At 64.8% G+C, this 21,430-nt stretch carries 19 protein-coding genes; 12 read left to right on the top strand and 7 right to left on the bottom strand.

The genetic code is table 11. The annotated features are described in order from the left end of the window. Positions 1 to 34: 34 nt before the first annotated feature. Entirely contained in the window at positions 35 to 709 is a 675-nt protein-coding gene (locus BLT98_RS03995) for a TetR/AcrR family transcriptional regulator (protein WP_244517376.1), read from the top strand. 78 nt (positions 710 to 787) lie between these two features. On the opposite strand, the gene BLT98_RS03990 is transcribed toward BLT98_RS03995, so the two are convergent. Continuing rightward, the gene (locus BLT98_RS03990) at positions 788 to 3,115 is read right to left on the bottom strand and encodes a penicillin-binding protein 1A (RefSeq protein ID WP_244517375.1); all 2,328 of its coding nucleotides are present in this window, start codon (positions 3,113 to 3,115) and stop codon (positions 788 to 790) included. Positions 3,116 to 3,314: 199 nt separating this feature from the next. Here BLT98_RS03990 and BLT98_RS03985 point away from each other — a divergent pair, with 199 nt between their 5' ends. Beyond that, positions 3,315 to 5,582: an OPT family oligopeptide transporter gene (locus BLT98_RS03985; protein WP_092605417.1), complete on the top strand. Its 2,268-nt coding sequence runs from the start codon at positions 3,315 to 3,317 to the stop codon at positions 5,580 to 5,582. A 56-nt stretch (positions 5,583 to 5,638) separates the two neighbouring features. On the opposite strand, the gene BLT98_RS03980 is transcribed toward BLT98_RS03985, so the two are convergent. Then, positions 5,639 to 6,568 carry an AAC(3) family N-acetyltransferase gene (locus BLT98_RS03980; protein WP_092605415.1) on the bottom strand — a complete coding sequence of 310 codons (930 nt, stop codon included), beginning with the start codon at positions 6,566 to 6,568 and terminating at the stop codon, positions 5,639 to 5,641. Further along, positions 6,561 to 7,754 carry a prenyltransferase/squalene oxidase repeat-containing protein gene (locus tag BLT98_RS03975; RefSeq protein WP_092605413.1) on the bottom strand — a complete coding sequence of 398 codons (1,194 nt, stop codon included), beginning with the start codon at positions 7,752 to 7,754 and terminating at the stop codon, positions 6,561 to 6,563. The genes BLT98_RS03980 and BLT98_RS03975 overlap by 8 nt, the downstream gene beginning before the upstream one ends. Before the next feature lie 146 nt (positions 7,755 to 7,900). Here BLT98_RS03975 and BLT98_RS03970 point away from each other — a divergent pair, with 146 nt between their 5' ends. Beyond that, a complete protein-coding gene (locus BLT98_RS03970) occupies positions 7,901 to 8,128 on the top strand; it encodes a hypothetical protein (RefSeq protein WP_034755374.1) in 228 nt (75 codons plus the stop codon). Positions 8,129 to 8,137: 9 nt separating this feature from the next. Here the strand turns inward: BLT98_RS03970 and BLT98_RS03965 are convergent, their stop codons facing one another. The 4 genes from BLT98_RS03965 to BLT98_RS03950 form a co-directional block, all read right to left on the bottom strand. Next, positions 8,138 to 8,518, bottom strand: coding sequence for a hypothetical protein (locus tag BLT98_RS03965; RefSeq protein WP_092605411.1), 381 nt, complete (start codon positions 8,516 to 8,518; stop codon positions 8,138 to 8,140). 13 nt (positions 8,519 to 8,531) lie between these two features. Further along, on the bottom strand, positions 8,532 to 10,235 hold the full coding sequence (locus BLT98_RS03960; RefSeq protein WP_092605409.1) for a hypothetical protein: 1,704 nt from the start codon (positions 10,233 to 10,235) through the stop codon (positions 8,532 to 8,534). A 12-nt stretch (positions 10,236 to 10,247) separates the two neighbouring features. Further along, positions 10,248 to 10,940 carry a UPF0149 family protein gene (locus tag BLT98_RS03955; RefSeq protein WP_092605407.1) on the bottom strand — a complete coding sequence of 231 codons (693 nt, stop codon included), beginning with the start codon at positions 10,938 to 10,940 and terminating at the stop codon, positions 10,248 to 10,250. 130 nt (positions 10,941 to 11,070) lie between these two features. After that, entirely contained in the window at positions 11,071 to 12,576 is a 1,506-nt protein-coding gene (locus BLT98_RS03950) for a peptide MFS transporter (protein ID WP_034782952.1), read from the bottom strand. A 311-nt stretch (positions 12,577 to 12,887) separates the two neighbouring features. On the opposite strand from BLT98_RS03950, the gene ppnN reads away from it, so the two are divergent. From ppnN to BLT98_RS03905, 9 genes are all read left to right on the top strand, one after another. Next, positions 12,888 to 14,258: a nucleotide 5'-monophosphate nucleosidase PpnN gene (gene ppnN, locus BLT98_RS03945; protein ID WP_092605405.1), complete on the top strand. Its 1,371-nt coding sequence runs from the start codon at positions 12,888 to 12,890 to the stop codon at positions 14,256 to 14,258. Between the two features lie 203 nt (positions 14,259 to 14,461). After that, entirely contained in the window at positions 14,462 to 15,529 is a 1,068-nt protein-coding gene (locus tag BLT98_RS03940) for a LacI family DNA-binding transcriptional regulator (RefSeq protein WP_244517374.1), read from the top strand. A gap of 210 nt (positions 15,530 to 15,739) precedes the next feature. Further along, positions 15,740 to 16,546: a transporter substrate-binding domain-containing protein gene (locus tag BLT98_RS03935; RefSeq protein WP_092605401.1), complete on the top strand. Its 807-nt coding sequence runs from the start codon at positions 15,740 to 15,742 to the stop codon at positions 16,544 to 16,546. A gap of 91 nt (positions 16,547 to 16,637) precedes the next feature. Further along, positions 16,638 to 17,330, top strand: coding sequence for an amino acid ABC transporter permease (locus tag BLT98_RS03930; protein WP_092605399.1), 693 nt, complete (start codon positions 16,638 to 16,640; stop codon positions 17,328 to 17,330). 1 nt (position 17,331) lies between these two features. Continuing rightward, positions 17,332 to 17,982 carry an amino acid ABC transporter permease gene (locus BLT98_RS03925; protein WP_092605397.1) on the top strand — a complete coding sequence of 217 codons (651 nt, stop codon included), beginning with the start codon at positions 17,332 to 17,334 and terminating at the stop codon, positions 17,980 to 17,982. Continuing rightward, on the top strand, positions 17,969 to 18,703 hold the full coding sequence (locus BLT98_RS03920) for an amino acid ABC transporter ATP-binding protein (RefSeq protein ID WP_092605395.1): 735 nt from the start codon (positions 17,969 to 17,971) through the stop codon (positions 18,701 to 18,703). The genes BLT98_RS03925 and BLT98_RS03920 overlap by 14 nt, the downstream gene beginning before the upstream one ends. Next, positions 18,700 to 19,446: a sugar phosphate isomerase/epimerase family protein gene (locus BLT98_RS03915; RefSeq protein WP_092605393.1), complete on the top strand. Its 747-nt coding sequence runs from the start codon at positions 18,700 to 18,702 to the stop codon at positions 19,444 to 19,446. The genes BLT98_RS03920 and BLT98_RS03915 overlap by 4 nt, the downstream gene beginning before the upstream one ends. Further along, positions 19,443 to 20,417: a sugar kinase gene (locus tag BLT98_RS03910; protein ID WP_244517373.1), complete on the top strand. Its 975-nt coding sequence runs from the start codon at positions 19,443 to 19,445 to the stop codon at positions 20,415 to 20,417. The genes BLT98_RS03915 and BLT98_RS03910 overlap by 4 nt, the downstream gene beginning before the upstream one ends. Before the next feature lie 19 nt (positions 20,418 to 20,436). Continuing rightward, a complete protein-coding gene (locus tag BLT98_RS03905; RefSeq protein WP_092605391.1) occupies positions 20,437 to 21,396 on the top strand; it encodes a 2-hydroxyacid dehydrogenase in 960 nt (319 codons plus the stop codon). Positions 21,397 to 21,430 lie beyond the last annotated feature (34 nt).

Here is a 21,430-nt window from a genome sequence, read left to right as displayed (position 1 = left end):
GTCGACCCATTTTAATTTTGAACAGTTTCAGCAGATGACGCCTTTGAATGGCGAAAACATCTGGGAATATATTCTTGACCGCCACGCGGAACGTATCGGCGTCAAGCGCCGCAAGCCGGCGCTGGAAAATCTTGAACGCATCTTCGTCGCCACCTTCCGCCTGGCCAATGACGTGGGTTTCCGCGCCATGAGCTTGCGTGACCTGTGCCGCGAGACGGGACTGTCGATGGGCGGCCTGTATGGCTACATCACCAGCAAGGACCAACTGGCTGAAATGATCGAGGACGTGGTGCGCCACGCCACGCAAGCGTTGCCCTTGCTGTTCGCCGACGTGAAGTCGCCGCTGGACCGCCTGGAGGCGATGATACGCTCGTCGATCTACCTGTCCGAAGTGCTGCAGCCGTGGTTTTATTTTGTCTTCATGGATTCGCGCGTGCTGCAGGTGGAGCAGCGCAGCATGGCGAAGAATTCGGAACTGTATGTGCAGACCCTGATCGCCGCCACCATCGGGGAAATCGAACCGAAGCCGCAGGGCGATCCCACCTTGCTGGCCGCGCACTGCCTGGCACTGTTCCAGGACTGGTACGTGAAACGCTGGAAATACCGCGCGGCGAAGGTCAATGTCGACGATTTCGCCGATAGCGTCGTCAGTACGGTGCGCGGGTATTTGAGTATGAGCGGCGAGGTAGGTCGGGTTAGCGTAGCGTAATCCGACACGCGCGGACGGCGGCTCATGTCGGGTTACGCCGTTCCGGCTAACCCGACCTACGCGAACTGCCCTTTACCATCAGTTCGTGGTTTCTGGCGGCACCGTCTCCGGCACTGCCGCCGGATCCGTCGGCGTCTCCACATCCATATCCAGCGTTTTCACGCCGTTCATGTCGATGAATTCGTCGTACAGCCATTCGCCATCGACCTGGCTCAGGCCCGCCGGCACGGCGCGCGTGATTTGCGGGCGCGTCGACAGGGCCGTGCGCATGTAGTCGATCCAGATCGGCATGGCCAGGGTCGAACCGAATTCGCGTCCGCCCAGGGACTTGGGCTCGTCATAGCCCATCCACGCCACGGCCACGATGCCGCCGCCATAGCCGGCGAACCAGCCGTCGACGGCGTCGCTGGTGGTGCCCGTCTTGCCGGCGATGTCGCTGCGGCCCAGCTTTTTCGTCGCCGCCGCGCCCGTGCCGGTGCGCGCCACTTCGCGCAGCATGCTGTCCATCACGAAGGCGTTGCGCGGGTCCAGCGCCAGGGTCTTGTCGTCGTTCGGCGCGGGCGGCTTGGTCTGCATCAGCACCGTGCCCTTGGCGTCGACGATGCGGTCGATCAAATACGGTTCCACCTGGTGGCCGCCATTGGCGAACAGGGCGTAGGCGCCCGCCATCTGCACGGGCGTGACGGAACCCGTGCCCAGCGCCATGGTCAGATTGCTGGGCTGGCGGGCCGGGTCGAAGCCGAATTTTTCCATGAAGTCGTGCGTGTACGACACGCCCAGCGCGCGCAGGATGCGTACCGAGGCCACGTTCTTCGACTGCGCCAGCGCGTAGCGCATGGTGATGGGGCCGTCGAACTTGAAGTCGTCATTCTGCGGCGCCCAGACCTTGCCGCCCGCCTGCATTTCCAGCGGCGCGTCGTTGATCAGGGTGGCAGGCGAAAAGCCTTTTTCCAGCGCCGCCGAATACACGAACGGCTTCATGGCCGAACCGGGCTGGCGCCACGCCTGCGTCACGTGGTTGAATTTTTGCAGGTTGTAGTCGAAGCCGCCCACCATGGCGTGGTAGGCGCCCGTCTCCGCGTCCAGCGAGACGAAAGCGGCGGCCACCAGCGGCACTTGCGTGATGGCCCAGTTGCCCTTGGCGTCCTGGGTGATGCGGATCACGGCGCCCGGGCGCAGCTTGATGCCGGCGCCCGCCTTGGCCGATAGCGCCGGGGCGGCAAAGCGCAAGCCATCGCCCGTGATGGCCTTGGCGTCGCCATCGCCCGTGTCGGCGATCACTTTGCCGCTCACCACTTCCGTGACGACGGCGGCGATCAGGCCGTCGCTGTCCGGGCGTTTTTGCAGCGCCGCATCGATGGCGTCGTCGCGCTGCTCGGCCTCAAGCGGCATGTCGATGAAGGTTTCCGGGCCGCGGTAGCCGTGGCGCTGGTCGTAGGCGATGACGTTGCGGCGCGTCGAGGCGTAGGCCGCGTCCTGGTCGGCTTTCAAAATCGTCGTGTAGACGCTGATGCCCTTGGTGTAGCTGTCTTCCTTGAACTGCGCAAACACGGCCTGGCGCGCCAGTTCGGCCACGTATTCGGCGTGCGTGTCGAAACCCTGCTTGCCGCGGCTGTTGATATGCAGCGGCTGGGCCAGCGCCTGCCGGTACTGGCCTTCGCTGATGTAATCGAGTTCGCGCATGCGTTTCAATACCAGCTGCTGGCGCGCGTGCGCCTTTTTCGGATTGCTGATCGGGTTGTGGCGCGAGGGGTTTTGCGGCAGTCCGGCCAGCATGGCCATTTCCGCGATCGACAGTTCCGACAGGGGCTTGCCGAAATACGTCTGCGCCGCGCTGCCGAAGCCGAACGAGCGCTGGCCCAGGTACATCTGGTTCATGTACAGCTCGAGAATCTGGTCTTTCGACAGGGCAGCCTCGATTTTCAGGGCCAGCATGATTTCATTGAGCTTGCGCGAGGCGACTTTTTCACGCGTCAGGAAGAAGTTGCGCGCCACCTGCATGGTGATGGTGGAGCCGCCGCCGTGGCCGAAGCCGTGGCGCAGGTTCGACAGCACGGCGCCGCCGGCGCGCACGAAGTCGATGCCGTGGTGTTCGTAGAAGCGGCCATCTTCGATGGCCAGCAAGGCTTTCTTCATCATTTCCGGCACTTGCGCGATCGGCACGAAGTCGCGGTGTTCCTCGCCGAATTCGCCGATCAGCACATTGTCGGCCGTGTACACGCGCAGCGGTATCTTCGGCTGGTAGTCCGTGATGACGTCCAGTTCGGGCAGGCGGGGGCGCACGTACAGGAACAGCCAGGCGGCCAGCAGCACGGCTGCGGCCAGCGCGGCGCAGCCGGCGATGATGAAGCCGCGCACGGCGGCGCGGCGGGAAGGCCAGGGGAATCCGGTTCGTTTGGCAGTCAAGGCAGTCTCACGTGAGCGTGCAAGGCACGGTGGCAGCGATTATAGACCAATGCGCCAGCGCTTCCTGTGCGGGCATGGCGGCGGGGCCGGGCTCAAAAAACCTTTTCATCGAAACGCGGCTGTGCGATAGTCTCGGCTTCAAGAAAATAGCCCGGACGTCGATCCGGGCTGTTTATTTTTAAAAATTAAGGAAATATCCATGGCAAAAGATGCAACACCGAGCGTCGTGAAGCCCTACATCCCGGCCGATGCGAAGCTGCCCGAGATGACCTTCCGAGCGCTGTTCATGGGCGTCATCCTGGGGATGGTCTTTGGCGCCTCCTCGCTGTACCTGGTGCTGAAAGTGGGCCTGACCGTCAGCGCCTCGATTCCCGTCGCCGTGATCGCCATCACCCTGTTCGGCCTGGCCAAGAAGGTGGGCGGCAAGGATTCGTCGATCCTGGAAAACAGCATCACGCAAACGGCCGGTTCGGCCGGCGAATCGCTGGCCTTCGGCCTGGGCGTGACCATGCCCGCCATCCTGATCCTCGGCTTCGACCTTGAAATCTCTAGAGTCATGCTGGTCGGCGTCCTCGGCGGCCTGCTGGGCATCCTGATGATGATCCCCATGCGCCGCACCATGATCGTCGACCAGCACAAGGAACTCAAATTCCCCGAAGGCACGGCATGCGCCGAAGTGCTGAAGGCGGCCGCCACGGAAGAATCGCGCATCGCCGCCGGCGAAAGCATCGAGAAGGATTCGGCTGCCGCGCTGGACGCCAAGCGCCGCGCCAAGATCATCTTCGGCGGTTTTGCCGTCGGCTTGCTGTATAAAGTCTTCAATATCTCGTTCAAGGGCTGGAAGGATACGCCGGGCGTGGAATTTGCCGCGCCGCTGAAGGGCGGCTCCATCGGCGCCGAAATCTCGCCCGAGCTCCTGGGCGTGGGTTACATCATCGGCCCGCGCATCGCCGCCACCATGGCGGCCGGCGGTGTGCTGTCGTACCTGCTCCTGATCCCGATGATCAAGTTCTTCGGCGACAGCCTGACCACCGTGCTCTCGCCGGGTACCAAGTTGATCAGCGAAATGGGCGCCGACGACGTGCGCAGCGCCTACGTGCTGTACATCGGCGCGGGCGCCGTGGCCGCCGGCGGCCTGATTTCGCTGGTGCGCGCCATGCCCATGATCTGGCGCAGCCTGTCGGCCGGCCTGAAGGGCATCGGCAAGGGCGTCAAGACCAATTCCACCTTGCGCACGGACCAGGATATCCCCCTGAAATGGGTCATCATCGGCTGCCTGTCCATCATCGCCGTGATCACCTTCGCCACGCCGCTGCACATGAATTTTCTTGGCGCGCTGCTGATCCTCGTCTTCGGCTTCCTGTTCGCCACCGTGTCGTCGCGCCTGACGGGCGAAATCGGCTCGTCGTCGAACCCGATCTCCGGCATGGCCGTGGCTACCTTGCTGTTTACCTGCCTGATCTTCCTGATCATGGGCTGGACGGGCGGGCGTTACTATGTGACGGCCCTGTCGGTGGGCGCCATCGTCTGCATCGCCGCCAGCAATGCGGGCACCACGTCGCAGGACTTGAAAACGGGCTACCTGGTGGGCGCCACGCCGCGCCTGCAGCAGTACGCGATTCTGGCGGGCGCGCTGTCGTCGGCCCTGATCCTCGGACCGATTTTGCTGAAACTGAACGAAGCGAGCACCGTCTACGTGCCGGCCGCGCAAGTGGCGCCGGGCCTGACGGTCGATGCGTCGAAGCTGACGGTGACGGGCGAACTGCATGGCCCGCAAGCCGAGACGGACCACAACACGTATAAAGTCTGGCAAAAGACGGACACCGTGGGTGGCCCGGCCGGCAAGTATTTCGTCAAGGAAGACGGCCAGCTGGCTTACCTGGTCGATCCGGGCATCAATGGCCATTACAGCAAGCGTCCTGACGGTTCGGAAGTGAAGAAATACGATGCGCCTAAGGCCGTGCTGATGTCCTACATCATCAAGGGCATCCTCGACCAGCAACTGCCGTGGACCCTGGTGCTGTTCGGCGTGATGATCGCCGTGGTGCTGGAAATGGCCGGCATTCCGTCGCTGGCGTTCTCGGTCGGCGTATACCTGCCGCTGTCGTCCACCTTGCCGATCTTCGTCGGCGGCCTGGTGCGCTGGCTGGCGGACCGCCGCAACAACAAGCTGGAACACAACGCGAAACTGAACGAGGAAGAGCGCCAGCTGGCGGGCGACCGCAGTTCGGGCGTGCTGCTCGCTTCCGGCTACATCGCCGGCGGTGCGCTGGCTGGCATCATCATCGCGATCACGGCCGGCGTGCTGACGCACTTCGACCAGATGATGGCCGACTGGGCCGAGCACGGCAACCCGTTCTACGCGGGTCTGCACTCGGACGCGCTGTCCCTGCTGCCGTATGCGGCCATCATCGTGCTGCTGTATGTCGTGGCGCGCGAGAAGAAAGCGGGCAGTTCGCAGGCTTGATGTTGTAGCCAACCCAAGGAAAACCGCCCGGCGTCATGACGATCCGGGCGGTTTTTTTATGCGCGCCCGATGGGCCGCGCCGCCAGTTGCGCCGCGCTCGCGTAGATCGTCACGTGCTCAATGGCCAGCCGGTGCAGGTGCGCATAGAACGCCTGCGCCGGAATGCACCACGCCGCCGCATCGCCCACTTGCCCGTTGACGCGCAGCCCGGCGGCATCGAATTCCCAGTGAAAGTAATCGCGCAGGTCGCCGCGGCCGGGCTGGTCGATGCGGCGCTGCGCGACTGCCGGATCGAAAGGGCGCACGGGCACTTCCCAGCGACGGCCCGCGTGGTCCAGGCAAGCCAGCAGCTTTGTATCGTCTTCCCATACGGGCACGGGAAAGGCGTCGCCCATGGCGTCTTCCAGCGCGTGATAGAACGTCACCGGTCCCATGGAAATGCCGAGGCCCAGGACTTTTGCGTGGTCGCAGCCGATGAAGCGCTGCCAGGGCGAGTCGATGCCGAAGATCGAGGGCGCGCGGTGATGCGCCTCGGTGAGCTCGGCGGCATGGCGGCCCCACGCGGACACGGAGTGGGTCGGGTGGATGCTGCGATGGATCGCATCGCTGGCCAGGAAGGCTTCCGGCAAGCGCCCCATGTGCGTGCCATGGCGGCGCGGGTCGAACACATAGCCTGGCATGGCGCAGGCGGCGCGCAGCGTGCCGCCCGGCAGATAGTAGGTGGGCAGCAGCAGGGTGCCTTGCGGGCCGACGGCGTCCTGCAGGGCGCCTATCACGGCCAGCGCGCCGCCTTCCACGTAGCCGAGGCTTTTCAGCGATGAATGCACGAACAGCGTATCTCCGTGCGCGATGCCGAGCCGTGCCAGACCGGCGGCCAACCCGGCGCGCGTCACATGGGGCGCGCTGTGGCGCACGTGCCGTGCGCTGGCGGCGCGGCGCCATGCTTCCAGCGCGGCGTGGATGGCGTTTCTTGCATGTTCAAGCATCGCCGATGTCCATTTCCAGCAGGTTGGCATCGATGCAGAATTTGGCGGCCCAGTTCAGGTAAGCCCAGGTGCCGTAGTCGCCATCGACGGGAAACGAGCCCTTGACGCCGCCGCGCGCGTGCGCGGGACCGTCGATGCTGACCGAGCGCCGGACGAAACTATTCAGGCGGCGCGCCGCATCGCGGTAGCGCCGCTCGCCCGTGATCTGGTACAGCAGGAACAGACAATGCGCGTTTTGCGCGGAACCCGTGAGGCAGGCGTAGCCGGCCCCTGGCTGGAAGTCGGGACCGAGGCGGCCGGCCAGGTGGCCGTCGGCCGCCACGGCCCTGGCGATGCTTGTTCCGGTGCGCGCGGCGGCGTCCAGCAGGTCGGCGCGCGCCGAAAAGCGGTGCGCTTCGAGCAGGCCGCGCAAGGCGTAGCCGATGGTATGGGTCAGGGGCAGCAGCGGGTTGTCCAGGCAATTCGAGGCGAACCAGCCGTTGGGACGCTGTTTGGTCAGCGCCCAGTCGACTTGGCGCAGGCCGGCCGCGCCATAGCCGTGGCCCGGCGCGACGCGGTCCGCTTCGAACAGGCCCCACGCCACGTGCGTTTCATAGGCCTTGTCGCCGGCGCTGGCGAACGGGGTCGGATGCCGGCGCCAGCAGCCATCGGCATCCAGGCTGTCGCGCAGCCACCTTGCCGCGCGGTGCATGGCGTCCTGGTATGCCGCGCCGTACGCTTGCATGCCGGCGGCCAGGCCAAGCAGGATCTGGCCCGTGTTGAAGGTGACGGGCACGCGCGGCGTGGAATCGATCTTCCCGCCCTGGTAACCGCCTTCCGGGAACTGGATGGCCACGCACCAGTCGAGCATGCGCCGCGCGCGTCCGTGCAGCGCATCACCCCCACCCTCGTCGCCTGTGCGCTGCGCCAGGGCGATGAGGGTGGGGATGATGTAGCCGGTGGTCTCCGGGTAGGAGGTCGACCAGCCTGTCAGCAGGCTGTAGTCGCGCGCGACGCCGCCGTCGTTTGATCTGGAATTGTCCTGCGCCGCGCATAGCCAGGCCGTGCAGGCCTTGACGACGGCTTGCGGGCTGGGGTCGAAGGCAGGCAAGCCGCGCCGGTCCGACAGGCGCTCCATGCGCGCCGCTGCCGGCAGGCTCGCCTGCGGTGCCAGTGTATTCCTGATCTTCGTGAGCAAGGTGCGCATGGCAGCGATGGCGTGGTGGTTGGCTCCGGCTACTGTAGCGCTGGCAGCTGCTATGCCGATTGACTTGCCGCAAGGTTTTGTCGTCGCATCGCTGCCGCCGGAATTGACGCATAATGGATGCCTCACCACCGTTGACGAGGCCCGCCATGAACAATGTCACGCTTGAGTACTCGGTCGTCACCAATCCCGACTCCTTTGTCGGCTTCAAGTACTACGTCAAGGCGGGACAGGCATTCGATGCCGACGATTTCGCCTATTCCTACAAGCTGAAACGCTCCGACCTGGACCCGGACAGCGTGCTGGCCACGCGCGAGGCGGCGGCGAATCTGCAGCCGGGCGAGTGGCTGACGGTGTCGCATTCGATTGCGGCGTAGCCGGCAGCCCTACGCTGGCGCAAACCAGGCGCGCAATTCATCCTCGGCCCTCTGCGCCGTCTCCCGCGTCAAGGCCAGCACGATGATCTTTTCCTGCGCCGGAAGGTGCCCATCGCTGCCGGCCAGCTCGATGGCTTGCTCGAAGCTCGTGTAGCCGTGGCCGCATTCATGCGGGCATTGCTGCACGATGCGCGCCGCCTTGCCGGCGTTCCTGTCCGCCAGGTTGACGATGGGATTGCCGTCATTGAACGGCTGGCCATTGGCAAACGCGGTGCGCAGATACGCCGTGCACTGCCCATCGAGGAAAGCCAGGCGCGCCTGCCACCAGGCCTCTGCCGCCGCATACGCGGCCTGGTCCTCGAGAAAATCGGCAAACAGGAAGTCGTTCATATGGTTTCCTTGGCTAGATGCCGAACACTTTCAATATGGCGTCCGTAAAACCCTCGAACCAGCTGCCCACCTTGCCTGGCTGCTTGCCGTGGCGCGGGGTTTCTTCGTACAGGTAGACGCCGTTGTCGCCGTCGAAGCGGTCGTTGAGCAGCGCCTGCTGGCCGCGCAGGTAGGGGATGAAGGTTTCGCTGCGCAGGGTCGAATACAGCACATCGGTGGTAAAGCCCAGGGTGGCGGACTGGCTGATGGAGCGGCCCTGGCCGGCCCGTTCCAGGCGCACGCCGCGGCATCCGCGCACGATCAGGGTGACGGGGCCGCGAAAGACGATGAAGCGCAGCTGCAGGGTGAGCCAGGCGTGCAGGCTGCCCAGGCGCCAGTGGCTGCTGATCGCCAAAGGCTGGCCCGCATCGGTGATCAAACCGACCAGTCCCCGTGGCTGGAACACGAGGGCGCTGCCGGCCGGCAGGTGGACGACGGCCACTTCCAGCAGCGGGTCGTCGCTGGCGGAAATCGTCACGGATGCCGTCGTTTCGCTTTCCAGCCGCGTCAGCGCCACCATGCCGGCGGCCAGGCTGGTGAACGGGAAGCGCCAGTCCAGCAGCCACTGCGTGCGCTTGGTGCTGCTGACGGGCGACGATTGCAGGTATTCGGGATGGATCAGCATCTGCTGCCCAGGTTTTAGCTGTAATGCCTGCGACACGGCGGAGATGCGCGATTCGCCATGCGGCGGCAGGGGCAGGGAGCTGCCATTCAGCTGCAGTTCGCGCGCGATCGACAGCGGCGGCAAACGGGAAGCGACGGGCGCCAGCACGAAGTAAAAGAAAGCCTTGATGGCGACGGGTAGCAGGATGGCCGACAGCACCAGCAGGGCGGCCGTGGGCGCCACGTCCATGACGGGGGCGCGCCAGCGGGCGATCCAGTTGCGCGCCAGTTGTCCTTCGCCCGCCGCGATGGCCTTTTGCACGGGCGCCAGCGCGCCGGCCAGCGCTGGCTCGTCGATGGCAAATGGGGCGGGGCGGGCGGCGCTAGCGGCGTTGCCGGTGCGCGCGCGCTGCGCTGCCCAGGCCTGGTAGGCTTGCAGATTGATCTCGCGCAGGCGCTGGCCTTGTGCTTCAAGCAGCGACAGCTGCGCGTAAGCGTCGCTGCCGGGCAGGCGGGCCGCCAGCGGGTGCCGCGCTTCCAGTTCCCGGCGCTGGCGCAGGTTGTGCTGCAGCGCCGCATACGCGCTCACGTGTTCCGCGTGCAGGCGCGCCAGCGTGTGCCGCGCATCCTCGCCGCTCAGGGCCGCTTGCAGGGCGGTCAGATAACGGGCTTCCTGCACCAGCACTTCGATCTCCACGCGGCGCGCGGCTTCCTCCTGCGCGTGCAGGGCCAGGGTGTCCGTATCGGGCAGGGGCAGGGTAAACAGCGATGGCTGCTGCCGCGCGCGCAGGGCCGCCAACTGCGCCTGGACTTGCGCCAGGCGGGCCGTGATGGCCGTTTGTGAGGTCTTTTGCAGGGCGTTGACGCGCGTCGTGGCCGCAGCGGCCAGGCCAGCGCCATGCTTGTCGGCGCCGTCGGTGGCCAGCCTGAGCGCGGCGATGGTCTCGCTGCTGGCGCTGTAGGCGCGCCATTCGGCCAGCAGCAGGCGTCCGGCCAGCAGGATGACGATGAACAGGGCGAACTGCAGCGCGTGGCGCAGCAGGAAGCGCAGGATGGCCGTCAGCAGCTGGCGCAAGCTGGCGTCGCCTTAGCCTTGGCTGGCCGCGCTATCGGCGTCGGCGCAGCATTTCTTGTACTTTTTGCCGCTGCCGCAGTGGCACGGGTCATTGCGGCCCGTCTTCGGCACTTCGCGCAGGACGGTGGCGCCGGGCTGGCTGTGTGCCTGGCTTTTCAGGTGGCGCTGGCGCGCCCAGGCCGCGTTGATGGCGATCACGGAAGGAATCACGCCATCCATGGCCGTTTCGGCCGCATCGTCATCGAGTTCGCCGGCCGTGGCCAGGTGCTGGAACGGCGCCAGGTATTGCGGGTGGCTGACGGCCAGGGCCGCCCACTGGGGCTTGTCCAGGCTGGTGCCAAGGACAAAACCGGCGCACCAGGCGGGCACGCTCCATTCGGGGCCGCATACGTAGATCGGCTCGAAACTGTCCGGGTCTTTCGCCAGCCATTCGACCATGTAGGCATGGTGGCGCTGCGCCAGGCTGGCCGCCCGTTCGCTGGCTTCGTCCTGTGCCGGCAAGGTGCTGCCGGCAGCCTTGTCCCAGACCCAGGGCAGCCATTGTTCCGGCGCGATCTGTTTCGGGTTCAGGGCGACGGCCGTGAGAAAACCTTCCAGCATCGACACGTCCATGGCACGGCTGGCCAGGGCGGGCGCGGCCAGCAGGGTGTCGAGTTCGGCGTATTCGTCGTCGGAGAGGGGCGAGGTGGTGGAGATGCTGGACATGGGATTTTTCAGTAATGTGGGTGGATGGCCGCTGGCCCTGGCGGTATTGTACCGCCAGGCAATGGGAAAAACGGCGCCGGAATGAAAAACGGCGGCCCGCAGGCCGCCGTTGTCAGCTATGGCAGAAAACTTACTTCACGCCGTGCATCAGTTTGTTGATCAACGGTGCGATCAGGAACAGCACGACGCCGGCGCCCAGCAGGGACCAGAAGCCGAAGGTGTAGCCGGACAGGGCCGATTGCACCGACATGCCGCTTTCGCCGCTGACGTGGCTGGCGAAGATGCCCGACAGGTTGTTGCCGATACCGGTCGACAGGAACCAGCCGCCCATGCCCAGGCCGACCAGGCGCACTGGCGCCAGCTTGGTGACCATCGACAGGCCGATAGGCGACAGGCACAGCTCGCCAATCGATTGCAGCACGTACACGGTGGCCAGGGTCCAGAACGGGATCTTGTTATCGGCGCCAACCAGGCTCGACAGAGCGAAGATCAGCAGGCCGAAGGCCAGGGCATTGCCCAGCAAGCCCAGGCCGAATTTGCGCGGGATCGAAGGATTGACGTTGTGGCGCGCCAGGAAGACCCAGACGGCGGCGATGATCGGCGCGAAGACGATGATGGCGACCGAGTTGACGGTCTGGAAGTAGGCGGTCGGGAAGATCCAGAAGCCCAGGTCGCGGTTGACGATCTTGTCAGCCAGGAAGGTAAACGAGCTGCCTGCCTGTTCGAAGAACATCCAGAACAGGATGTTGAAGACAAAGATCAGCAGCATGGCGATAACGCGGTCACGCGCCACTTTACCGTTGCGTATGCCTTCGATCATCAGCATCACGGCCAGGCCGATGAACAGCGCGGTCAGGACGATTTGCAGCTTTTCAGCGCCGACGGTCAGCAGGAAGTACACGAGCGGGATCACGCACAGGGAGCCGACGGCCACCCAGATGACGCGCATCGGGTTGCCTGCGCCGGCTTCCGGAGCGCCGATGCCCTTCAGGGCGCGGCGACCGATGGCGAACCATACCAGGCTGATCAGCATGCCGAAACCGGACGCCATGAAGACCATCTTGTACGAAGGCATGGCGCTGGTGCCGAAGATCGACTCGGCCAGCCACTGGGTGAAGACAGGGGCAACCATGGCGCCCATGTTGATACCCATGTAGAAGATCGTGAAGCCACTGTCGCGGCGCGGATCGGCTGTCGTGTACAGCTTGCCGACCATGGTCGAGATGTTCGGCTTGAACATGCCGTTACCGACGATCATGGTGGCCAGGCCCAGGTTGAAGATGTCCTGGTTCGGTACCGAGATGCAGAACAGGCCGGCAGCCATGAAGACGGCGCCCAGCAGGATGGAGCGCTGGTAACCGATGACCCGGTCGGCGATGTAGCCGCCGAACAGGGCGCCGGCGTACACCAGCGCGAGGAAGGAACCATAGGTAAGGTTGGCCGCAGCCTGTCCCGAACCGTCGCCGCCGTGGAACTGGGCAACGATGTACAGTACCAGCGCCCAGCGAACTCCGTAGAACGCGAAGCGTTCCCAGAATTCAGTCATGAACAACATCCACAATGGGCTTGGATGGCCCATAATCTGCTTGAACTCGGGAATAACGGCTTCCTTGTTGGGCGTAGTCGCACCGCTCATGCGGTTCCTCCTGAAAAATTATTATAGTCAATCGATACAACGAACTTATGGAAGCCTGCGGGCGGCGGGGACTCTCATGAAGAACCTCACGCACGGGAATTCCAATAGGCTGGCATTCTAATCTACAAATTGCGCTGAGCGAAGATTTCGATTCGCATTAGCAAGAATGACTGTTTCATATTGGTCAAACCGGTTTGCAGGCAAGGGCGGCTCCGGCGATTTTGCGGCGGCACAGCACAACTTGCCTGACTTGTCGTATATTAAGGCTGCAAGACCTTCGAGCATCGATTTTTAAAGGGATTTTTCGCATTATGGAACACGACGTTATCGATACTCTGGTTTCACCGGAAGGCCGCCTGGACGTGCTCTCCAAGACTGAAGTCAACAAACTGCTCGACACCAGCCAGGGCGGCCTGTACAACACTTTCCGCCGCTGCGCGCTGGCAGTGCTCAATTGCGGCAGCACCATCGACGATGGCCGCGCCCTGCTGGAGCGCTACCAATCGTTTGAAATCTCCATCATCCAGCGCGAGCGCGGCATCAAGCTCGACATCAAGGGCGCGCCGGCCATCGCCTTTGTCGACGGCAAGATGATCAAGGGCATCCACGAGCACCTGTTTGCCGTGCTGCGCGACATCATCTTTGTCAGCGATGAAGTGACGGGCAACCCGAAATTCGACTTGCAGAGCACGGAAGGCGTGACGGACGCCGTCTTCCACATCCTGCGCAACGCCAATGTGCTGCAAACCCAGCTCAACCCGAACCTGGTCGTGTGCTGGGGCGGCCACTCGATCAACCGTGCCGAATACAATTATTCGAAGGAAGTGGGCTACCAGCTGGGCTTGCGCGGCCTCGATATCTGCACCGGTTGCGGCCCCGGCGCCATGAAGGGCCCCATGAAGGGCGCCACCATCGGCCACGCCAAGCAGCGCCTGCACAATGGCCGTTACCTTGGCATCACCGAGCCGGGCATCATCGCGGCCGAATCGCCGAACCCCATCGTCAATGACCTCGTCATCATGCCGGACATCGAGAAGCGCCTGGAAGCGTTCGTGCGCGCGGGCCACGGCATCGTCGTATTCCCCGGCGGCGCCGGCACGGCCGAAGAGATTTTGTATATCCTCGGCATCCTGCTGCACCCGGACAATGCCGAGATTCCTTTCCCGCTGATCTTCACGGGCCCGGAAACCTCGCGCGAGTACTTCGTGCAGATCAACCAGTTCATCAGCGACACCCTGGGCCCGGAAGCGCAGCAGCGCTACAAGATCATCATCGACGACCCGGAACTGGTGGCGCGCGAAATGCTCGAAGGCATACGCCAGGTGCGCGAATTCCGCAAGGCGCACAGCGACGCGTATTACTTCAATTGGCTGCTGAAGATCGACCACGAATTCCAGAAGCCGTTCCAGCCCACGCATGAAAACATGCGCAACCTGAGCCTGCACAAGAACCAGCCCACGCACTTGCTGGCGGCCCAGCTGCGACGCGCGTTCTCGGGCGTGGTGGCGGGCAACGTCAAGGATGACGGCATCCGCTCGATCGAAGAGTACGGCAACTTCGAGATCCACGGCGACAAATCCATCGCCGGCCCGATGGACGCGCTGCTCGCTTCCTTCGTGGCGCAGCACCGCATGAAACTGGCGGGCACGGCATACGTGCCTTGCTATACCGTGGTCCAGTAAGTCGTTTTTCAAGCAGCGCCGTCCGCCCCCTGCGTGTTCAAGGGCAGGGCGGCGCCTTTCATCCGCGTTCCCGGCCATGCCCCCATCGTGTTCCTTCGCCGCCACAGGCAATCAAATCGCTTGCGTCATCGATTCGTGGGTGCTATCTTTGGAACCGGTTCCAAAATAAAAATATGCATATCAACAGGCAGTGGAGAGCAACCTTGGATTCAGTACGCGGCAGCAAAAAAACAGTCTCCGGCGAGCCGGCCCGGCCCGTGACCATCGCCCAGGTGGCGCGCGAGGCGGGCGTGTCGAAGACGAGCGTGTCGCGCTTTCTCGGCGGCGAACTCGATGCCCTGTCCGAAAACATCCGCCAGCAGATCACCAGCACCATCGCGCGCCTCGGCTACCAGCCGAACCAGATGGCGCGCGGCCTCAAGCGCGGACGCACGCGCCTGATCGGCATGGTCGTGGCGGACATGCTCAATCCCTACACGGTGGCCGTGCTGCAAGGCGTGGAGGCGGCTTGCCAGCAGCATGGCTATACCTTGATTCTGTGTAATACCGGCAATGACGAACTGCGCGAGCGCCAGTCGCTTGCCGCGCTGCGCTCGTACAGCGTGGAAGGGCTGATCGTCAACACGCAGGGGCGCAATATCGAGTCGTCCGACTTGCAGCAGGCGGGCATGCCCATCGTGCTGGTCGATCGCCGCATCGAAGGCGTCGATTTCGACCTGGTGGGCCTGGACAATGTGCAGGCTGGCCGGCTGGCCACGGCGCATCTGATCGGGCAGGGTTTCGACGCCATCGCCTTTGTCGCGCCGCCCTTGACCGGTGTCAGTTCACGCCTGATGCGCGCCGACGGTTTCCAGTCCGTGATGGCCGAGCATTCGGGCTGCGTGGGCGAAGTGCTGGCGGTGGACCTGGACGACCGGCCTTCCATCGACGCGCAGGTGCGTCTATGCCTGGCGCGGTGGCGCGGCCGCCGCGTGGCGCTGCTGGCTTCGAACGGCATGGTGGCGCTGGAACTGGCGCTGATGCTGCAACGCCTTGCATTGCGCATGCCGCAAGACGTGGGCTTGCTGGGCTTTGACGAATTGCCATGGTCGCCGCTGGCTGGCCTGAGCACGATCGAGCAGCAGACCTATGAAATCGGCTTTTCGGCGATGACGTGCATGCTGTCGCGCCTGCAGGGCGATCAGTGCCCGCCGCGCGAGGTGCTGTTGCCAGGCAAGCTGATTGTGCGCAATTCTACCCAGGGTAGCGAAGTGCGCAAGGACGGCGATTGACGGGAAGAGGGCGTTTGCCCTTTTTTTTGGGTAAGTAATGGAACCGGTTTCATAAAAGGTGTTTTCACTGGAAAGGGGCATGAATCGGCAAGGCAGGGCAATGGCAGGAGGTTGGTACAACACGGCAAGAGACGATCTGAATCGTCCATTTGACAATATTCCCGGAAGCGCCTCGACGAGGCCGGTACCGGGATCACAGGAGACGGAAACATGAAGATGACCACACTGTTCTATTCGAAAATACTGGCTTGCGCACTGGCAGCCACGTGCGCCCTGGGCGCGGCCGCCGACGCCGGCGCCCAGACGCTTGGCGACCTGATCAAGAAAGGCAAGCTGACCATCGGCGTGGTCAGCGGCACGCCGCCGTTTGGCAGCATCGACGCCAAGGGCGTGCCCGTCGGCTATGACGTTGACGTCGCCAACCTGATCGGCAAATACCTGAACCTGCCCGTGGAAGTGGTGCCCCTCACGGCGCCGTCGCGCGTGCCGTCGCTGGAATCGGGCAAGGTCGATTTTCTCGTGGCGACCCTGGCGCCCACGCCGGAGCGGGCCAAGACACTGATGTTTACCATGCCCTACAGCGCATTTGAGTTGGCGATCGTCGCGCCGGTCGGCGGCAAACTCAAGGCCCTGGCTGATCTGAAAGGCAAGAAGGTGGGCGTGACGCGCGGCACCACGAATGACACGGCGCTGAGCCGCATGGCGCCGGCCGGCACCAGCATCGTGCGTTTCGAGGATGACGCCACCGTCACCCAGGCCTTGCTCAGCAAGCAGGTCGACGCCGTCTCGATCCCCAGCACGATGGCGCTCGACATCATCAAGACGCGCGGCGCGGGCAAGATCGAAGTCCGCTTCGCCTACTCGCTGCAGCCCAACTCGATGGCGGTGCGCCGCGGCGACTTCGAGCTGCACCAGTGGCTCAACAACTTCATCTACTACGTCAAGCTGAACGGCGAACTCGACGCCATCGCGCGCAAGTGGAGCGGCGCGCCGCTGCCAGCGCTGCCGACCTTCTGATACCGCCACCCGCACAGGGAGAGTGTTTGTCCGCACGGCGCGCCGCCACAGTGGCGTCGCCGGGGATGCGCACGTAGAAAAGGAGTTGAGTATGCCTTATGAATTTCATTTCGAACTCGTCATGCAATCGCTGGACCGCCTGTTGTGGGGTGCGGCGCTGACGATACGCCTGAGCGCCCTGTCCATGGTGCTGGGGCTGGCGGTGGGCGTCTGCGCCGCCGTCATCCTGAAGAATGGTCCCGCCTATGCCCGCGCGGCCGTGCGCGCCTATGTCGAGATCATCCGCAGCACGCCGTTCCTGGTGCAGCTGTTCATCATTTACTTCGGCTTGCCGTCGCTGGGCCTGCAGCTCGACGCGAACGGCGCCGCGCTGGTCGCCATGACGGTCAACCTGGGCGCCTATGCGGCGGAAATCGTGCGCGCCGGTATCGGCGCCGTGCATCCGTCGCAGCTGGAAGCGGCGCAGGCGCTGGGCATGACGCGCTGGCAGGTGATGCGCCACGTGGTGCTGCTGCCGGCGCTGGAAAAAGTGTATCCGGCGCTGGCCAGCCAGTTCACGCTGATGATGCTCGCCTCGAGCGTCGTGTCGGCCATTTCCGCCGAGGAGCTGACCGCCGCTGCCCACCTGCTCGACGCGGAAACCTTCCGCAGCTTCGAGATCTACATCGTCGTGATGGTGCTGTACATCCTGCTGGCCCTGCTGTTCCGCTTCGGTTTCTGGGTGCTGGGCCAGATCGTCTTCAAACGCCGCCGCCGTCTGGGCGCGGTGCGCATGGGAGCATGACATGATCAGTGACTTTTCCTGGGATAACCTGCAATTCCTGCTCGAGGCCACGCGCTGGACCATCGGCCTGTCGCTGATCGTCTTCATCACGGGCGGCATCGCCGGCTTCGCCGTGGCGCTGCTGCGCACGGCGCGCAGTCCCGTCCTGCGTTGCATCAGCGCCCTGTACATCCAGCTGATCCAGGGCACGCCCGTGCTGATCGTGCTGTTTCTCACCTATTACGGCCTGGCCCTGTTCGGCTACAAGCTGTCGCCGGTCATCGCGGCGGGGGCGGCGATGACGATCTTTGCCAGCGCCTACCTGGGCGAGATCTGGCGCGGCTGCATCGAAGGCGTGCAGCGGCAGCAGTGGGAAGCATCGGCCGCGCTGGCGCTGAACCGCTACCAGCAGCTGCGTTACGTCATCCTGCCGCAGGCGTTGCGCCATTCGCTGCCGCCGACGGTGGGCTTCATGGTGCAGATCATCAAGAACACTTCGATCACCTCGATCATCGGCGTGGTGGAACTGACGCGGGCAGGGCAACTGGTCAGCAACGCGACCTTCCTGCCTTTCATCGTCTTCCCCGTCGTCGCCCTGATCTACTTCGCGCTGTGCTATCCGCTGTCGCGCTACAGCCATTCACTGGAAAGGAAATTCCATGCCCATCGTTGAAATCGACCATATCAGCAAGAGCTTCGGCGCCAACCATGTGCTCAAGGGCGTGTCATTCGCCGTCGAGCGTGGCCAGGTGATCGCCGTGATCGGCCGCAGCGGCTCCGGCAAGAGCACCATGCTGCGCTGTATCAACGGCCTGGAAACCATCGACAGCGGCAGCATCGTCGTGGCCGGCCATACGCTGAAGGCGCGCCAGGAGCATCTGCTCGACTTGCGCAAGGATGTCGGCATGGTCTTCCAGAGCTACAACCTGTTCCCCCACCTGACCGTGGAAGAAAACGTCATGCTGGCGCCGCGCATCGTCAAGAAAGTGCCCGACGCCCAGGGCCGTGCCACGGCGCTGCGCGTGCTCAAGCAGGTGGGCCTGGACCACAAGCGCGAAGCCTATCCCGAGCAGTTGTCGGGCGGCCAGCAGCAGCGCGTGGCGATCGCCCGTTCGCTGGCGATGGAGCCGCAAGTGATGCTGTTCGACGAAGTGACGTCGGCGCTCGACCCCGAGCTGACGCAGGAAGTGCTGAAGGTGATGGAAGAGCTGGCGCAGGCTGGCATGACGATGCTGCTGGTGACGCACGAGATGGAGTTCGCGCGGCGCATGGCCGACGTCACCGTCTTCATGCACCAGGGGACGGTGTGGGAGAGCGGGCCTTCGGAGGCCTTCTTCAGCAACCCGCAAACGCCCGAAGCGCGCCAGTTCGTCGGCGCGGGAGCGATCAAGTGAGCCCCGTCCTGGTGGCGACGTCGGCCTATGGCGCAAGCAGGGTACGGCAATTGGGGCAAAGCCATTTCATCGACGTGGTGGCCGATGCGGGCGGCGCCGGCATCGAGATCCGCCGCGAACTGTTTACTTCCGACTTGCCGGACCTGGCGCGCATGGGCGCGGCGGTGGCCGCGCGCGGCCTGTACTGCGTGTATTCCACGCCCATCGAATTGTGGGGCGCGGACGGATTGCTGCAGCACGAGCTGCTGCAGCAGATGCTGGACGAGGCGGCGCGCCTGGGCGCGCGCTACCTGAAGGTGTCGCTCGGTCATTACCCGGCCGCGCCGGAGCTGCAGGCCTTGAACGCTTTGTTGGCGCCCGCGCCCGTGGCGCTGCTGGTGGAAAACGACCAGACGGCCCATGGCGGCAGGCTGGCGACGATGGCGCGCTTCCTGGCGGCGGCGCGCGAAGGCGGGCTGCCGGTGGGGCTGACCTTCGACATCGGCAACTGGCGCTGGGTGGGCGAGGACGCGCAGCAGGCGGCTCGCCTGCTGGCGCCGTACGTGCGCTATGTGCACTGCAAGGCTGTCATCGATGACGGGGGAAGGTTGTCCGCCTGCGCCGTTTCCGAGGCCGATCCGGCCTGGCGCGCCGTCTTCGCGCACTTTGCGCCGGGCGTGCAGCGGGCCATCGAATTCCCGCTCGAGGGCGCCGACCTGGTGGCCGAAACGGGCCGCTACATTCAAATCCTGGAGGCCGCATGATCAAACACGAAATGGTGTCAGGCGAGTACGCGCTCGATGTCGTCACCTACGGCGAGGCGATGGCGATGTTCGTTGCCGAGGAAACGGGCGACCTGGCGGCCGTGGCGCGTTTCACGCGCCGCCTGGCCGGCGCCGAGACGAATGTCGCCATCGGCCTGGCGCGCCTGGGCTTGCGCGTCGGCTGGCTGAGCCGGGTGGGCGACGACTCGTTCGGCCGCTTCATCCGCGCCAGCGTGCAGGCCGAGGGCGTCGATTGCAGCCGGGTCGTCACCGTCGCCGGCCAGTCCAGCGCCTTCCTGCTCAAGGAGAAGGCCGAGAACGGCGCCGATCCGCTGGTCGAATACTTCCGCAAGGGTTCCGCCGCCAGCCGGCTGGCGCCCGAGCATTTCGACCCCGCCTATTTCCTGTCCGCGCGCCACCTGCACGCCACGGGCGTGGCCGCGGCGCTGTCCGAGACCAGCCTGGCGTTCGCCGGCCAGGCCCTCGACTTCATGCGCGCCAACGGCCGGAGCGTATCGTTCGACCCGAATCTGCGGCCCTCGCTGTGGCCGTCGCAAGCCGTGATGGTGGAACAGATCAACCGCCTCGCCGCCAAGGCGGACTGGGTGCTGCCCGGCCTGGGGGAGGGGAAAATCCTCACCGGCCACGACCTGCCGCACGACGTCGCCGGCTTTTACCTGCAGCAGGGTGCGCGGCTGGTGGTCATCAAGCTGGGCGCCGAGGGTGCCTATTACCGCACGGCCGATGGCGACAGCGGCATGGTGCCGGGCGAGCGCGTGGCCAACGTGGTCGACACGGTGGGCGCCGGCGACGGCTTCGCGGCCGGCCTGGTCAGCGCCTTGCTGGAGGGTTTGCCGCTGGCGCAGGCGGTAGGGCGCGGCAACCGGGTCGGCGCCTTCGCCATCCAGGTGGCCGGCGACATGGAGGGCTTGCCGACCCGCGACCAGCTCGACGCGCTGGTCCCATCTTGAACCGAACAGGGGAAAATTCGTGAAAAAACATGTGGTTGTGTATAAAAAGCTGGCCGAGCCGCTGCTGGCGCGCCTGCGCGCCGAATGCGAGGTGACGTATTTTGAGGCGATCGATGCGGGCAACCGCGCCGCATTCGCGGCCGCCATCCGCGGCGCGCACGGCTTGCTGGGCGCCAGCGTGCGCCTGGACCGCGAACTGCTGGATCCGGCCGAACAGCTGCGCATCATTTCCACCATTTCCGTGGGCGTCGACCAGTTCGACGTCGATTATTTGCGTGAACGGGGCATCTTGCTGGCCAATACGCCGGATGTGCTGACGGAAACGACGGCCGATACGATCTTCGCGCTGATCCTCGCCAGCGCGCGGCGTGTCGTCGAACTGGCCGAATTCGTCAAGGCCGGACGCTGGACGCGCAGCGTGGGCGAAAGCCAGTACGGCGTCAATGTGCATGGCAAGACCATCGGCATGCTGGGCATGGGCCGCATCGGCCGCGCCGTCGCCCGCCGCGCCGCGCTGGGGTTCGGCATGCAGGTGCTGTATGTGAATGGCGAAGCGGTGCCCGAGGTGGAGGCGGCGCTGGGCGCGCGCCAGGTGGCGCTCGACGACTTGCTGGCCGGGTCGGACTTCGTCTGCGTGGTGCTGCCGCTGACGGCGCAGACGGAACGCATGATGGGCCGGCGCGAGTTCGCGCTGATGCGCCCCGGCGCCATCTTCATCAACGGCTCGCGCGGGCGCATCGTCGACGAGGCGGCGCTGATCGAGGCGCTGCAGCAGGGCGCCATCCACGGCGCCGGTCTCGACGTGTTTGAACGCGAACCGCTGGCGCCGGACAATCCGCTGCCGGGCATGGCCAACGTGGTGGCGCTGCCGCACATCGGCTCGGCCACGCACGAAACGCGCTACGCCATGGCGCAGCAGGCCGTGGACAACCTGCTGGCAGGCTTGCGCGGCGAGCGTCCGCGCCATCTGGTGAGCTAGGAACAGTTTTCACAAGAAGATAGACAGGGCAAGA

The organism is Janthinobacterium sp. YR213 (assembly GCF_900099875.1).
Taxonomy (GTDB): domain Bacteria; phylum Pseudomonadota; class Gammaproteobacteria; order Burkholderiales; family Burkholderiaceae_D; genus Janthinobacterium; species Janthinobacterium lividum.
Note: the sequence above shows the minus strand (reverse complement) of the source record. Positions and strands in the feature narration are given on the sequence as shown.